Annotated in this window: 17 protein-coding genes; 7 read left to right on the forward strand and 10 right to left on the reverse strand. The window is 55.3% G+C overall.

Going from position 1 to position 14,445, the window contains the following annotated elements:
- Positions 1-36: 36 nt before the first annotated feature.
- The 4 genes from AC0J4F_RS06105 to rsmI all read right to left on the reverse strand — a co-directional run bounded on the left by AC0J4F_RS06105 (position 37) and on the right by rsmI (position 3,704).
- Positions 37-843, reverse strand: coding sequence for an outer membrane protein (locus AC0J4F_RS06105; RefSeq protein ID WP_473025715.1), 807 nt, complete (start codon positions 841-843; stop codon positions 37-39).
- 507 nt (positions 844-1,350) lie between these two features.
- Positions 1,351-2,295, reverse strand: coding sequence for a glutathione synthase (gshB, locus tag AC0J4F_RS06110; protein ID WP_133952567.1), 945 nt, complete (start codon positions 2,293-2,295; stop codon positions 1,351-1,353).
- Between the two features lie 108 nt (positions 2,296-2,403).
- Complete coding sequence (locus tag AC0J4F_RS06115; protein ID WP_133952566.1) at positions 2,404-2,790, reverse strand: YraN family protein; 387 nt, start codon at positions 2,788-2,790, stop codon at positions 2,404-2,406.
- Positions 2,791-2,792: 2 nt separating this feature from the next.
- Complete coding sequence (rsmI, locus tag AC0J4F_RS06120; RefSeq protein ID WP_473025716.1) at positions 2,793-3,704, reverse strand: 16S rRNA (cytidine(1402)-2'-O)-methyltransferase; 912 nt, start codon at positions 3,702-3,704, stop codon at positions 2,793-2,795.
- A gap of 191 nt (positions 3,705-3,895) precedes the next feature.
- Here rsmI and AC0J4F_RS06125 point away from each other — a divergent pair, with 191 nt between their 5' ends.
- Positions 3,896-5,113, forward strand: coding sequence for a penicillin-binding protein activator (locus AC0J4F_RS06125; RefSeq protein ID WP_209002596.1), 1,218 nt, complete (start codon positions 3,896-3,898; stop codon positions 5,111-5,113).
- 30 nt (positions 5,114-5,143) lie between these two features.
- Positions 5,144-6,376, forward strand: coding sequence for a bifunctional phosphopantothenoylcysteine decarboxylase/phosphopantothenate--cysteine ligase CoaBC (coaBC, locus tag AC0J4F_RS06130; RefSeq protein WP_133952563.1), 1,233 nt, complete (start codon positions 5,144-5,146; stop codon positions 6,374-6,376).
- Positions 6,377-6,420: 44 nt separating this feature from the next.
- On the opposite strand, the gene AC0J4F_RS06135 is transcribed toward coaBC, so the two are convergent.
- The 3 genes from AC0J4F_RS06135 to AC0J4F_RS06145 all read right to left on the reverse strand — a co-directional run bounded on the left by AC0J4F_RS06135 (position 6,421) and on the right by AC0J4F_RS06145 (position 8,433).
- Positions 6,421-7,206 (reverse strand): DODA-type extradiol aromatic ring-opening family dioxygenase, encoded by a 786-nt coding sequence (locus tag AC0J4F_RS06135; protein ID WP_473025717.1) that lies wholly within the window; start codon positions 7,204-7,206, stop codon positions 6,421-6,423.
- Positions 7,207-7,410: 204 nt separating this feature from the next.
- Positions 7,411-7,992: an OmpA family protein gene (locus AC0J4F_RS06140; protein ID WP_133952561.1), complete on the reverse strand. Its 582-nt coding sequence runs from the start codon at positions 7,990-7,992 to the stop codon at positions 7,411-7,413.
- Between the two features lie 21 nt (positions 7,993-8,013).
- Positions 8,014-8,433 carry a hypothetical protein gene (locus AC0J4F_RS06145; RefSeq protein ID WP_208981284.1) on the reverse strand — a complete coding sequence of 140 codons (420 nt, stop codon included), beginning with the start codon at positions 8,431-8,433 and terminating at the stop codon, positions 8,014-8,016.
- A 174-nt stretch (positions 8,434-8,607) separates the two neighbouring features.
- Here AC0J4F_RS06145 and dut point away from each other — a divergent pair, with 174 nt between their 5' ends.
- The 3 genes from dut to cysK all read left to right on the forward strand — a co-directional run bounded on the left by dut (position 8,608) and on the right by cysK (position 10,843).
- Complete coding sequence (gene dut / locus AC0J4F_RS06150; protein ID WP_133952560.1) at positions 8,608-9,057, forward strand: dUTP diphosphatase; 450 nt, start codon at positions 8,608-8,610, stop codon at positions 9,055-9,057.
- Between the two features lie 24 nt (positions 9,058-9,081).
- The gene (locus AC0J4F_RS06155; protein ID WP_133952559.1) at positions 9,082-9,741 is read left to right on the forward strand and encodes an HAD family hydrolase; all 660 of its coding nucleotides are present in this window, start codon (positions 9,082-9,084) and stop codon (positions 9,739-9,741) included.
- A 142-nt stretch (positions 9,742-9,883) separates the two neighbouring features.
- Entirely contained in the window at positions 9,884-10,843 is a 960-nt protein-coding gene (cysK, locus tag AC0J4F_RS06160; RefSeq protein WP_133952558.1) for a cysteine synthase A, read from the forward strand.
- Between the two features lie 179 nt (positions 10,844-11,022).
- Here the strand turns inward: cysK and rplT are convergent, their stop codons facing one another.
- Complete coding sequence (rplT, locus tag AC0J4F_RS06165; RefSeq protein ID WP_133952557.1) at positions 11,023-11,382, reverse strand: 50S ribosomal protein L20; 360 nt, start codon at positions 11,380-11,382, stop codon at positions 11,023-11,025.
- Positions 11,383-11,409: 27 nt separating this feature from the next.
- Positions 11,410-11,607, reverse strand: a complete 198-nt coding sequence (rpmI, locus tag AC0J4F_RS06170) for a 50S ribosomal protein L35 (RefSeq protein WP_023002610.1) — start codon at positions 11,605-11,607, stop codon at positions 11,410-11,412.
- Positions 11,608-12,079: 472 nt separating this feature from the next.
- On the opposite strand from rpmI, the gene AC0J4F_RS06175 reads away from it, so the two are divergent.
- A complete protein-coding gene (locus AC0J4F_RS06175; RefSeq protein WP_473025718.1) occupies positions 12,080-12,709 on the forward strand; it encodes a hypothetical protein in 630 nt (209 codons plus the stop codon).
- 145 nt (positions 12,710-12,854) lie between these two features.
- Here AC0J4F_RS06175 and AC0J4F_RS06180 read toward each other — a convergent pair whose 3' ends face one another.
- Positions 12,855-13,427: an FMN-dependent NADH-azoreductase gene (locus tag AC0J4F_RS06180; RefSeq protein ID WP_473025719.1), complete on the reverse strand. Its 573-nt coding sequence runs from the start codon at positions 13,425-13,427 to the stop codon at positions 12,855-12,857.
- A 107-nt stretch (positions 13,428-13,534) separates the two neighbouring features.
- Here AC0J4F_RS06180 and AC0J4F_RS06185 point away from each other — a divergent pair, with 107 nt between their 5' ends.
- Positions 13,535-14,440 (forward strand): LysR family transcriptional regulator, encoded by a 906-nt coding sequence (locus AC0J4F_RS06185; protein WP_473025720.1) that lies wholly within the window; start codon positions 13,535-13,537, stop codon positions 14,438-14,440.
- The last annotated feature ends 5 nt before the right edge of the window (positions 14,441-14,445 follow it).

Here is a 14,445-nt window from a genome sequence, read left to right on the forward strand (position 1 = left end):
CAAGCAACTGAGGGGGCTTCTTTGTCCGATATCCAATTAAAAACGGTAGTTCACGCCGAGGCGGGCAAGAAAGCCTGTGTTGTCGGATTCTGCAGCATAATCAATGCCATCCAGCGCTCCGACCGATCGTACGGCCGCATTCCCGGTGGCTGTGATATTGCTGTCTTCCAGATCATAGTAGAGGCCATCGAGCTTCATTGAGATGTTGTCGGTGACTTTGACTTCCGCGCCGCCGCCAAGGGTCCAACCGAATTTCAGCTCATCGTCGCTGCCGTTCCATGCAAGTGCGGGCGCATCGACACCGTTGACCGACGTCTCCAGTTCAACCTGACCCATGGCCAGACCGCCTGTTGCAAAGACCATAAAGCGGTCGGACGCGGCATAGCCGAGCCGTCCGCGCACTGTGCTGAAGAAGCTCATCCGCTTCTTTGCGGATGTGGTAAGGCGGGTTCCAAGAACCGCAGCACCTGTAAACGAGCTGCTTTTGTTGATGTCAGCCCAGGAAATATCGCCTTCGAGACCGGCCACAAAACTGTTGATCTGATAATCATAACCAGCGGTTAGACCGCCCAGGACCCCATTTCCCGAGAGGCCAAGGGAAGAGGGAACAATCGTGCTGCCAAGGGATTGAAAGCCGCTGGTGCCCGTTGTGGTCGCATCATCATCTGACCATCCCCAGCCCAAGAATGCGCCAGCATAAAAGCCCGTCCAGCTGCTGACAGGGCGTGCTTCAATGATCGGATCGAGTGTTGGCAGGTCTGCAGCTGTTGCAGCGAGTGGCAGTAAGGAGCCAATGCCGACGACTGCGGTGCTCATAACTTTCAAGGGATACTGGCTGGGCATGGTGCCTCCAATAGTCGGTGAATTCGGTGTCTCCCAAGCCAAAGAAATGCAAATCTTCCTTTGCGTTATAATTTCAAAAGACGCTACTTTTTCTTGGTTAACGAATTACTGTACGTCTCAGTAGAGCGACAAGACTTGTCTTGAAAAGAAAATATCCTCAGTGATTTAATTGGTTAAGGGGCGAGAATGATAATCAATTATTAACCAATTTATTTTGGATGCCTAAATACCGTTGAGGCTGTGGTTGTTGCTTGAACCTATCGTGCTTGTCTTGAGGATTTCGGCGTTTGTCACGCCAAATACCTTTTGCTCGCAGGGGAGGCTTGAGACTGTTTTTGAAGGTTTAGAATATTTTTTGAAACGGTCGCGGAAGATTGGACCTATCCGGGTGTTCTAAATACAGAGGCTGCTGAATAGGCCCTCTATTGCATTGTCTAAGCACACACTTCAGCCCTCACACCTCGGTGTGAGGGTTTTTTTCTGGCTGCTGCAGCCCCGAGCCACGGTTCAGCCCTTGATTTTTTGCTCCAGAACATCCCAGACCTTTGCCGCGACATCGGGTCCGCCGAGGTTCTGGATGGCGCGGATGCCGGTTGGGGCGGTGACGTTGATTTCCGTCAGCATGCCATCGATCACATCAATGCCGACCAGGATCAGGCCTTTTTCACGCAGAGACGGTCCGAGGCGGGCGCAGATTTCCCGTTCCCGTTCTGTCAGATCACTGTCTGTCGGCGCGCCGCCACGCACCATGTTGGAGCGGAGATCGCCCGCCGCCGGGACACGGTTCACCGCACCGGCAAACTCACCGTTGACCAGGAGAATGCGTTTGTCGCCGTGTTTGACGTTCGGCAGGAACTGCTGAATGACCCAGGGTTCGCGGAATGTGGCGGCAAAGAAGTCGTACAGCGATCCGTAGTTCAGATCATCTTTTGTGATCCGGAACACCGCCGCGCCGCCATGGCCGAAGAGCGGCTTCATGACGATATCGCCGTATTCTTCCCGGAAGAGATCGATCTCCGAACGGTCCTTGGTGATCAGAGTCGGCGGCATCAAATCCGGAAATTCGGTGACGAACAGTTTTTCCGGCGCGTTGCGTACTTCCGTTGGATCGTTCACCACCAGAGTGTCCGGGTGGATCTTGTCCAAGATGTGCGTTGCCGCGATATAGGACAGATCGAACGGCGGGTCCTGCCGCATCAACACCACATCGATCTCGCGCATGTTTGTGCGTGTTCGTTCGCCGAGCGTGAAGTGGTTGCCCTTTTCATCGCGCACTGTGACAGGCTCAAGCGCGCAAAAGACCTCATCACCGCGCATTGCCAGCCGGTCCGGTGTGTAGTGATAGAGCTCGTGGCCGCGCTTTTGGGCCTCCAGCATCATCGCAAAGGCGCTGTCGCCGGCAATGTTGATGGATTCGATATGGTCCATCTGGACCGCGACTTTTATCGGCATGAGGCCACTCCCGGCGGGGCGCCATCCGTTTGAAACGGTGCGCTTGGGACAAAAGACTGTTCGCGGCAGATATGCGGTCCGTGACAGGGTTTGTCTAGAGGCCTGGTGTCAGTCTCTCGCCTCAAAGGCGTTCACGATCCGCTCAGGCAGTGCCCACGGGCGAATGATCATGACGTCGAACCGGAGCGTGAAAAAGCCGGCTTTCGGATGTTCTGCGACGAAGATCTTTGCGGCCCGGCCGATCCTCTGTTGGCTGGCCGGGGTCACTGCTTCAAGCGCGGCTTGCCTGGATTTACGCGCTTTGACCTCGATAAAGGCGACGGTCTTGCGTTTCTTGGCGATCAAGTCGATTTCGCCCGCCTTCGTCTTGTAGCGTTGCTTCAGGATGCGCCAACCGGTCAGGCGCAAATACCAGGCCGCATAAGTCTCTGCGGAAAGGCCGCGGGAATGAGCCTTGCGGCGGTGTTCGGTAGTGCGGCCGTCGCCTTCTGCCATGGTCAGGTGCCAGCCTTGAGTTCGAGCGCCCGTTTGTAGACCTCGCTGCGATCCAGACCCGTTGCCTTGGAAACCTGTTTAGCGGCTGTGCTAACGGGCATATCCGAGAGCGCTTCCCGGAGCAGGGTGTCGAGGTCTTCTGCATCTGCTTCCGGTTTTTCCTCTGGCGGTCCCACCAGAATGACGATCTCACCCTTCACGGTTTGATCTGCGAACCGGTTGCCCAGCTCTTGCAGCGTTCCCCGCTCAAAGGTCTCAAAGCGTTTGGTGAGCTCGCGGGCGACCACCGCCTCTCGCGTTCCGCCAAAAACCGTTGCCATGAGTTCCAGGGTTGCCGCAGTCCGATGGGGCGATTCAAAGAAAATCAGTGTCGCCGGTGTTTTGGCAAGCTCTTCAAGGCGCTTTGTCTTGGGGCCGCCTTTTTGCGGCAGAAAACCTGCAAACAGAACCGTGTCGCTGGGGAGCCCGGATGCAACCAGACCTGCGAGGGGGGCGGAGGCGCCGGGGATCGGGAACACCTTGTATCCTGCCGCAACAACGTCCCGGACCAGCCTGTAGCCCGGATCAGACACCAGCGGCGTGCCGGCATCGGATACAAGGGCAACCGCGTTGCCGGCTTCAAGTTCTCCGAGAATTTTAGGCCGCTGCTTATCGGCGTTGTGCTCGTGGTATGGAAGAAGCGGGGTCTTGAGGCCGAATTTTTGCGTAAGCGTCGATGTTATCCGCGTATCTTCACAAGCGATCATGCTCGCAGCCGCGAGTGTTTCCAGCGCGCGCACGGTGATGTCACCAAGGTTTCCGATCGGCGTGGAGACAATGTAGAGCGCCGGTTCCAGATTGGGCGCCGTGAAGGCGTGTTCCGACAAGCTGTAACGGTTTTTGGAACCTGTTTGTCCGCCGCCTGGCTCTGTCATCACGGATCCCTTTACCACAATTCAAACACTCGGTTCCGACCTCAAGGATGTCCCGATTTTCTTGCGCTACCTGCCCGAAACACGCAATGCAAGGCAAATCCACCATTCATGCCGCGTTGCGCGGCTGAAAACTGGACAGCGCATTCGTTAATCCTTAAGTCTGTGGCAAAGGGTGGATGGAAATCAGACACATGGACGAAACGGACGCCGTTGTTCGGCATCGCCGACGCACATTCTTGAAAACCGCTTTGGCCGGTGCCAGCACATTGGCGCTCGGGGGCTGTTTGGGCTCATCCCTTGGAACGTTGCCCGGTGAACAGATCCAGCCGGGCGCCCAACCGCAGGTGAACGGTGAAACAATCGGCACTGGCGCGGTCCGGGTCGGACTTATGCTGCCGCTGTCCTCAAGTGGGGGCAATGCGTCGATTGGAACCGTTTTCAAAAACTCCGCTGCGCTGGCGCTTCAAAACTTTCCAAATTCGGATGTGCAGCTTCTGGTGAAAGACACCGGAGGGACGACGGAAGGGGGCCGCGCTGCCGCGCAACAGGCGATCTCTGAGGGTGCCGAGCTGATCCTTGGTCCCGTCTTTGCGCCGGCAGTGTCGGGTGCCGGTTCCGCTGCAAGGGCGGCAGGTGTTCCGGTTATTGCGTTTTCGACAGATACGTCAGTCGCCGCGCGCGGCATCTACCTGTTGAGCTTCCTTCCGGAAAGCGATGTGAAGCGCATCATTGGCTATGCCAGCAGCCAGCAGAAACGTTCTTATGCAGCCCTCCTGCCCAACGATTCTTACGGCAGTGTGGTTGAGGCGGCGTTCCGTCAGGAAGTTGGTCGCACCGGTGGACGGATTGCAACGATCCAGCGCTACAACGTCAGTGGTTCGGACACGTCGGACCTGGTCGCCAAGGCCAACGCCCTTCAGTCGTCTTTGACCAGCATCGACGCTCTCTTTGTCCCGGCGGGCGGACCTGTGCCTGGCCTGGTGATGCAGACCCTGATGGGGCTGAATGCCGAGATCGGCAACATCAAGTTGCTTGGCTCGGGCCAGTGGGATACGCCGCAAGTCAAGAACAACCCCACTCTGACCGGATCCTGGTTTGCAGGTCCTGAAGACAGCGGGTTCCGCGGGTTTGCGCAGCGCTATCAACAGACCTACGGCGCGCCCCCGCCGCGGAACGCCAGCCTTGTCTATGACGGCGTTACACTCGCGGCCGGCCTGATCCGCTCCGCTGGGCCGCAACGGTTCCAGCAGAGCATCCTGACAAACCGGGACGGGTTCCTTGGAATTGACGGCTTGTTCCGGTTCAAGCCGAATGGCCTTAATGAACGTGGGCTTGCAGTGTATCAGGTGACGGGTTCCGGCAGTCAGGTTGTGTCCGCTGCTCCGCGCGATTTCCGTTCCGGTTTCTGACCTCCATCGCCTCCTGGGAGTATAGTTCCGATGCTTGCCGGCAAAGAGATTGTGCTGATCATTAGCGGCGGCATCGCCGCATACAAATCTCTGGACCTGATCCGGCGGCTCAAAGAACGGGGCGCTCGGGTTGTCCCGATCATGACGGATGGTGCGCAGGAGTTCGTGACGCCGCTGGCGGTGGGGGCCTTAAGCGCTGAGAAGGTGTTCACCAACCTGTTCGACCGGGAGGCGGAGCATGATGTGGGTCACATCCGCCTTGCCCGGGATCATGATCTGATCCTTGTCGCGCCCGCAACGGCCAATCTGATGGCCAAGATGGCCCATGGCATTGCCGATGATCTTGCGACGGCCGTTTTACTTGCGACTGATAAACCGGTTTTGCTGGCCCCGGCGATGAACCCGAAGATGTGGCAGAACCCGGCAACACTGAAAAATGCCGACACCTTGCGTCAGCGCGGCATTGCGTTCATCGGCCCTGCCAGCGGTGAAATGGCGGAAAAAGGCGAAGCCGGGGTTGGCCGCATGAGCGAGCCTCTAGATATTGCCGCAGCAGCTAAGCTTCTCTTGCGGGATCAGGCGATTGCAGCCGGGGAACTGCCGTTGGCGGGAAGGCATGTCCTGATCACGTCCGGGCCGACACATGAGCCGATCGACCCGGTGCGCTACATCGCGAACCGGTCTTCGGGCAAACAGGGTCATGCACTTGCCGAAGCCGCATTCGCAGCTGGTGCGCGGGTCACACTTGTTTCCGGCCCGGTGACGATCCGTGATCCGGACCATGTCACGACGATCCACGTTGAATCCGCGGCGGAGATGATGGCAGCTGTTGAGCAGAACCTACCTGCGGATATCGCAATCATGGCTGCAGCTGTCGCTGACTGGCGCGTTGTCTCGGAAGGCGATCAGAAGATCAAGAAAGACGGCAGTGGCAAAGCGCCTGGCTTGGAACTCACTGAGAATCCGGACATTTTAAAGACCGTCGGGCACCATCAAACGCTGCGGCCGTCTCTGCTGATTGGCTTTGCCGCCGAAACTCAAGATCTCATCAAAAACGCAACCTCGAAGCTGCAACGCAAGCGCGCTGATTGGATCGTCGCCAATGATGTCAGCCCTGCAACGGGTATCATGGGCGGCGACGCCAACACCATAAGGCTGGTCACCGCCAATGGCGTAGAAGACTGGCCGGCGATGGACAAGAAAGAGGTTGCCCACCAGCTGATTGCCAGGGCTGCGGAGAAACTGGGTCGTGAGCCAGACTGAGGGCGGCGGCAGTTCTATTCAAGTACAGCTGTGTAGGGGGCGGATCACTGGAACCGATAGTAACTCATGCTGATTGAGCCGTATTCGTAACTCCGGTGCAGGAGCTCGGGTTTTCTTCCTTCGCCTGCAGCGCCAAACGGGAAGAACAGCGGCAAAAGATGTTCTTCTGTCGGGTGGTTTTGACGAAAATCCGGCGCTGCTTCCAGATTGTCGAAGTAGTTCAATTGCCCTGCATCCAGTCCCTTGTCGAGCCAGGCATCAAACCCCGTTGCCCAGACCGGAACCTGCGATCCATCCGGCCCAATGGCTCTTAAATTGTGGGTGGTGCTGCCGGAACCGGCGATCAGGACACCTCTCTCCGCCAATGGTGCCACAGCTGCCCCGAGTGCGTAGATCGTTTCCGGAGAGCTGTTGTTTGGGAGCGAAATTTGAACAACCGGGATGTCTGCGTCAGGGAAGGCCAGTGACAAAGGCACCCAGGCCCCATGATCAAGACCCCAGTCCGCGTCTTGTTCAGGATCCAATCCGGCAGCGCTTAGAATTGAAACCACCTCTTCAACTGCACTGGCGTCTGCCGAAGCGGGGTAGGAGATTTCATAGAGTTCGTCTGGGAAACCTCGGAAGTCGTGATATGTGCGCAAAGGGCCCGGAGCCGAGATCTTCAGTCTTTCTGTTTCCCAATGAGCGGACAAGATTAAAATGAAGCGTGGCTGCTCCATATCCTTGCCGAAATGTTTCAAAAAACGGCTCGCCGGTGTGTCCCGTACGGCCAGTGTCGGCGCGCCATGGGCGAAGAAAACAGGAGGAATTGGCGTTTGATCATCCGGCATTGGTCTACTCCATGCTTACGGCCAAGTGGGCCTCAACATAGAAATAAACCGTTCGGGATTTTTCTGAAGATCAGAGCTGTTTGACACATTGTTCAATGAAGTTAAACAACGAGTGCGAACATATCAAAATTGGCTATTTTGGGTGACGTAATCTGACGTGTGACACATGGTAGTGCGGGCGCTCAGCACCCGCACCACAATAACTTAGTTATAGCCCATATTGATGAGCTGTACCCGACGGTTCACGGCGGCAAACGGGTCGGCCGGATCGCGCAATTGCTCTTCGCCAAGACCAACCGAGAAGAGGGTGGAGCCCGGCACCTGGAAAGTCGTCACCAGGGCCTCACGAATGGCTTGAGCGCGCCGCTGAGACAGCTCCAGATTATATGTCCGATCCCCTTTGGCGTCGGTATGACCGACGATGAAGAACGTCTGGCCTTGAAGGTAGGGTGTGTGAAGTGCATCGGCGATCAAGCCAACGGCTTCATAGGATTCTGGCCGGATGCGCGCTGAATCGAAGTCAAACGTGATTTCGATGTTGAACTGGCGCAAGGACGCGAGCTGCTGATACATCGGAATGGTTTGCGGCGAATCGGCGCCCGGATACTTCTGAATGTTTTCCAGAGCGGCGCGCTGCAGCGCATCCGCGCTTACTTCCACTTTTTCCTGAGCGCCTTGTAGTGAGTTGATGATCTGATTGCGGCTCAGTTCAGTTTGGGCGCTGGCAAGTGTTGCCGAAAAGCAGAGTGCACATGCGGCAGCGCTGGCAAAAAACAGGTTTTTCATAAAAAGTCTCCTTAACCCGGCTTAGCGGTATCCAGCGAGGTCAATCGCAGTGTTGCATTTTGCGCTGACCGACGGCTGCGCCTTCAGGAGGCATCGCAGGATGTGACCGGCACCAGGTTTGACGCCTTTGCAGAACTGGGTGGCGTCTCGAGCGCACAGATCCGGCGCTGCCTTTTGAGCTGCGAGACGTTCGGCAATCAAGTTTGCTACAACGACGCGGTCTGCATTGCATTTCTGCGAAACCTTGGCCTGGTTTTGATCAAGGCACTGACCAATGCCGTTATTGGCGAGAGTGGCTGATTTGCAATACTTGTCGATGTCTGAACCGCAACTCCCTGCGAGGATCTTGATGGCATCGGCAAACCCGACGGTCTGCGCCTGTGCCGTCATGCCGGCAGCGAAAATCATTCCCGCCGCAACAGCGCTTAGCAAATATTTCATTTCTTAGGGTCTCCCAGCTCGAAGAACTTTCCGATACGGCAGATAGTTTCAGGACAACGTGGCTGCTGCAAGTAGCCTTTTGATATTTTTCGCATATCCGGTTCATGGCCGCGTTGCGCTTGACAGGTTCTCTCGAATGTCGTCAACCGTTCTTAAACGGACCGGGACGGCCTCATGACCATCAAACTTGAACTCAAACGCCTCGACCACGGGCAGGGTTTGCCCTTGCCGGCCTATCAAAGCGCATTGGCGGCAGGTCTCGATCTTGTCGCAGCTGTGGACGACGGTCTGACGCTGCAACCTGGAAGCCGGGCGCTGGTGCCTACCGGCTTGGCGATGGCGTTGCCGGTAGGTTACGAGGCCCAAGTGCGGCCGCGTTCGGGCCTTGCCGCGAAACACGGCGTCACAGTGCTTAATACGCCTGGTACGATCGATGCGGACTATCGCGGCGAAGTTAAAGTGATCCTGATTAATCTCGGTGATACGGCCTTTGAAATCTCCCGTGGCGATCGCATTGCCCAGATGGTGATTGCGCCGGTGCTGCAGGCTGAGATCGAGGAAGTCGAAATCCTGTCTGAAACAAGCCGGGGAACCGGCGGGTTTGGATCTACTGGACAGCGCTAAGGCCTGAGCACAAAGGGTTTTTCCATGGATCCAAAACTTGTCATTTTCGATTGCGACGGCGTTCTGGTGGACACCGAACGGATGGTCAATGCCAGTCTCGCAGAAATGGTGACTGAACTCGGCTATCCAATCGCTGGGCTAGAGTGTCAGCAGCGCTTCATGGGCCGGACCCTCGAAAACGTTAAAGAGATGGTTGAGGCGTTGACTGGCCGGAGCCTTCCAGACGATTGGCCCGATCAGGTTCGAAAACGCGATCTGGAAGTGTTCGCCGCTGGTGTTCCCGCCATTGCGGGCATTGCAGAAGTTCTGGACGAGCTGGACCGGCGCAACCTGCCTTATTGTGTCGGCTCGTCCGGCAAATACGCCAAGATGCGGACTACACTTGGCAGCTCGGGGCTTTTGCCCCGCCTTGAAGGCAAGCTGTTTTCCGCAGAAGACTGCGCCAACGGCAAGCCGGCACCCGATGTGTTTCTTCTTGCGGCAAGCACGATGGGATATCCGCCGGAAGATTGTGTTGTCATTGAAGACAGTTTGCCGGGCGTGCGGGCGGCGCGGTCTGCCGGTATGGCTGTTTATGCGTATGTCGAAGATCCAGCCTGCGACCGTGAAGCGCTGTCTGATGCCGGTGCGCATCTCTTCGACGACATGTCCGCACTTCCAGGTTTGCTGTTTTCTAAGCCGTGAGCCTTTCGTGAAAAGGCATTTTACAGAGGGTGCTCTCTCTAGGGGTTCTTCCCCTTATATCTCCCGCGGTGCCGTACTATCTTGAAGTCACAATTTAGAAAGGTGCGATTGGCACTGCATTCGTTTTAGCTGGGAGACTTCCATGACAATCAAGACGCACGGGCGCGGTAAGATCTACTCCTCGATCACGGACACCATCGGTGACACGCCGTTGGTTCGTTTGGATCGTCTGGCGGATGCTCATGGTGTCAAGGCAACCCTTCTCGGCAAGCTGGAGTTCTTCAATCCGATCGCCAGCGTCAAAGACCGTATTGGCGTTGCGATGATCGATGCCATGGAACGCGACGGCAAGATTGAAGCGGGCAAGACGACCCTTGTGGAGCCGACGTCCGGAAACACCGGGATCGCGCTCGCCTTTGTGGCGGCGGCCAAGGGATATCGCCTCATTCTCGTTATGCCGGAAACCATGTCCGTGGAACGCCGCAAGATGTTCAAGATCCTGGGTGCAGAGCTGGAACTGACGGAAGGGGCCAAGGGCATGAAGGGTGCAATCGCCCGGGCAGAGGAACTCTTGTCCGAGATCGATGGTGCTGTCATGCCGCAACAATTCGAGAATCCGGCCAACCCGGAAATTCACCGGAACACCACGGCGGAAGAGATCTGGAACGACACCAGCGGTGCGGTTGATGTCTTTGTATCTGGGATTGGGACCGGCGGCACTATCACCGGCGTTTCGCAGGTTTTGAAAAACCGGAAGCCGGACCTACATGTCGTGGCTGTCGAACCGGAAGACAGCCCGATCCTTTCCGGAGGCCAGCCGGGTCCGCACAAGATCCAGGGCATTGGCGCGGGATTTGTGCCGGGTGTGCTGGATACAGGTGTCTTCGATGAGATTGCCAAAGTGAGCAATGAGGACGCCTTTGCCATGGCCCGCGAAGTCGCGAATACCGAGGGCATTCCGGTCGGCATCTCTTCCGGCGCGGCACTCTCTGCAGCCATCAAGGTCGGTCAGCGGGATGATATGGCTGGCAAAACCATTGTTGTCATTATCCCCTCTTTTGCAGAACGCTATCTCTCAACTGCGCTTTTTGAAGGGCTTTGAGCGTAGCGCCCCTTTAGCGTCATGTCCGGAAGTATTCCGAACATCCATAAGTTATCCGAAACATGGCTCCTCGGCATTTTGCCGAGGATGACGGGGGAAGGAATGAGACTTTTCTTCAAAAGAAAAGCGCGGTCCCGAAAGGCCGCGCTTTTTTTTATTCCGTTTAAGTTCGATAGAACTTATGCAGCCAGGGCGCCCTGAGCCTTGTCAACCAGTGCCTTGAAGGCATCCGGCTGGCTGATGGCGAGGTCAGACAGAACCTTGCGGTCGACTTCTACGCCAGCCTTGTTCAGGCCGTTGATGAAGTTGCCGTAGGTCATGCCGTGCTGGCGGGTTGCCGCGTTGATGCGCTGGATCCACAAAGAGCGGAAATTGCGCTTCTTGGCCTTACGGTCGCGATAAGCGTATTGACCCGCTTTCTCGACGGCCTGCTTGGCGACGCGGATGGTGTTCTTGCGGCGGCCGTAGTAGCCCTTGGCAGCCTTCAAAACTTTTTTGTGACGAGCGTGGGCGGTAACGCCCCTTTTGACGCGTGACATCTAGGTGATCTCCTTAAAAGGCTGGCGTTAGGCGTATGGCAGGAACTGCTTCACGATCTTTGCATCCTGATCGCTCAGCGTGGTGGTGCCACGGGCGTTCCGGATGAATTTGTTCGTGCGCTTGATCATGCCATGGCGCTTGCCGGCCTGTGCGGTTTTCACCTTGCCGGTTGCAGTCACCTTGAAGCGCTTTTTAGCGCCGGACTTCGTCTTCAACTTGGGCATTTTGCATCCTTTCTTTGGTGTGCCTGCAAGCAGACACTTCATTGTTGGTGCATTCAGAGCCGACACGGCATGCCCTTGGTTGTTTCGGAAGGTCCTGCGCATGAACGCAAAAATCCAGTCCAAAACGAGCCGGACGACTCTGGACCGGGCGCTTATATGGGAGGTTTCTGGGAAAAGCAACCGGAAAGGGTTGCTGTCTTCGCAAGTCCGGCGAGGACAATTTGTGCCATCTCAGTCACGTACCTTGGCCACAACTATTCACAGAAAGAGACTGGCGATAGCCAAATAGGAAAGAAGAACTCTACACATAGTTGAAAAGAACGAGTGTTCAGATATTTTGCAATATCGTAATTAATATCAATATTATAATATTTTTTCTTCTATAGATTGTTTATATTGGCTGAAAAAACTATCATAGGTGGTGTTTAATTGTATTTTGTACGCATGTTGATCAAATTGGTGATTCATAGATATGCCGCAACCAACACTTGCTTTTAAATCACTCCGAAATCCGAACATCTGTGACAAACGAAAACTGATTTTTGTCCATAACCCAAAGGCCGCAGGGAAGAGTTTTCGAAAGTGGTTGGGGTTTGAGGGCCGAATAAATCATGGGTTTCCGAGTTATGACACACCGGTCAATCTTTGGGACGAATACACAGTAATTGTATGCGTCCGTGAACCGATAAAACGTGCATTGTCACTCTATAAATTTATGACGCATGAATCGTATCAAGGAACAATGTTGAAGGCGTTCCCCGACATCCATTCCTATGATCCGCTAACTTTTTTCACCACGATATTGGCCCGTCAGCGACTGTTTCTAGCCAAGCAATACAAATACACTCATCACTTTGGATCGAACAAAGAGCCAGACTACGTTTTGCGAGTCGAAGATCTGGATGTCAGCGAGATCGCCGAGCGTTTCGGCATTTCCAACCCCTTCCCATGGGAAAATTCGGGCAAGAACTCAGAGCCAGTTGAGCTTGGAGAAGATCTGTACTGGTATTTAGTGAACCATTTTAAAGCTGATTATTTCTTCTTTGGGTATCAGCCGAAACCGTATGACGAATTCATGGACACTCAAAAACTTGCCGCCTGAGGTTAATGGGTTGGGCATTAGCAGTTGAGAGTTTGCTCGTCTTCCTGCGACTTTCCAGCAAAAATTTAATTGCTGCGAAGACTTGTACAGACATGAGACCAGCTTGGGTTTTAAACAATACGTTGCGTGCCATCCTGGCGTTGTTTTATGGCTCTTCGACATCGCCAGGAGCGCTTGTTGCTGTGCCTTGGACATTTATGTACTCGACATCTTCAATTCCCAGAAACCTCAGCAGGAATGTCAGATAGGGCTGAACGAAGTTCGCAGCTTCGAACGGTTCACCAGAGAGGTAGCCTTCCGCACCGTATGTGCAGATGACAATCGCACGTCTTGCTGTCACCAATCCCTGGAATCCGTTTTCGTCCATTGCGAATGTGTGACCGATGCCGCAGATCTGGTCCACCCAAGCCTTGAGGACTGCTGGAATGGTGAAGTTGTATATCGGAACCGCAATCAACAGCGTATGAGATGCTTGAATTTCGGCGATCAGCTTATCAGACAAGGCTGTCGCCGCTTTTTGATCTTCCGACAGATTTTCTTGAGGAGCATAGAACCCTTCTATGGTTGATTGGACGACGAAAGGAATGGAACCATCTGCGACATTTCTTGTGATAGCAGTGCAGGCCGGATGTTTCGCGCGAAAACCGGCTTCAAATGCATCGGCTATCGCGGCTGAATGAGAACCGGCTAAGCGTGAACTGGAGTTGATGCGGAGCAATTGTGTCTTGACCTTGCCTCCTTCTTGTTTGGCAAAGGAGACTTAATTTCATGCGCGATCTCGAAAAATAGGTCGCTGATCACTGAAGTCGTGCGTATTGTGCATGAATGGATCTCGCAGCCCTTAAAACCGCATTGCTCGTTCGGGACCTAGGCAGTTTTGCAGCTGCCGCCCGGCTGTTGGATCTCGACGCCTCCAGCGTGTCTCGTGTCATTGCTCAGCTGGAACAGGATATTGGATTCCGTTTATTCCAACGCAGCACCCGCAGTCTCGCGGCAACAGGTGAGGGTGAACTCTACCTCAATCGGATCGCGCCACTGGTTGAAGAGTTGGAGGCAGCGGGCGATGAAGCTCGGACAACCGCTGTGTCGCCACGTGGCACTTTGCGAATGACAGCAAGTATTTCGTTCGTACAAGAGTGCCTGGTGCCGGTCCTCCCGGAGTTTCGGGACAGATTCCCTGATATTGACATCGAACTCCTGGCTTCTGACGCCAATCTGGATCTTCGGGCCGACAGTATTGATCTGGCCGTCCGGTTCGGATCCATGCCGAAGGGCGACTGGATTGTCAGCAAGCTGATGACGACACGCTACCGGGTCGTTGCGTCTCCGGAATACCTGGAACGTGAGGGGCGCGTTGGTGATCCAAACGATCTCTCCGACCGGGATTGTATTCGGTTCGCTATTCCCGGTTTCCGCACGTTGTGGCAATTCAAAAAAGATAACGATGAGCCGTTCAATGTGCCGGTTGGCGGTGCAACTGTGATTTCAAATGCCTTGTCGATCCGGTCTGCAGCGCGTCTGGGAATGGGGATTGCGCTGTTGCCGATCATGCTCGTTGAGAGAGATTTGAAGCGGGGGAGGCTAATCGATCTCTTTCCGGACTATGCCTGTGCAGCGGCATCCTTTGAGACAGCGGCCTGGCTGGTTTACCCGAGCCGCTCGTACCTGCCTCAAAAGGTTCGGGTGATGATCGACTTTCTACGGGAGAAATATGGGCGGCCAGAAACCTAGCCGCC

The sequence above is a fragment of the Roseibium sp. R5 genome, from assembly GCF_055755305.1.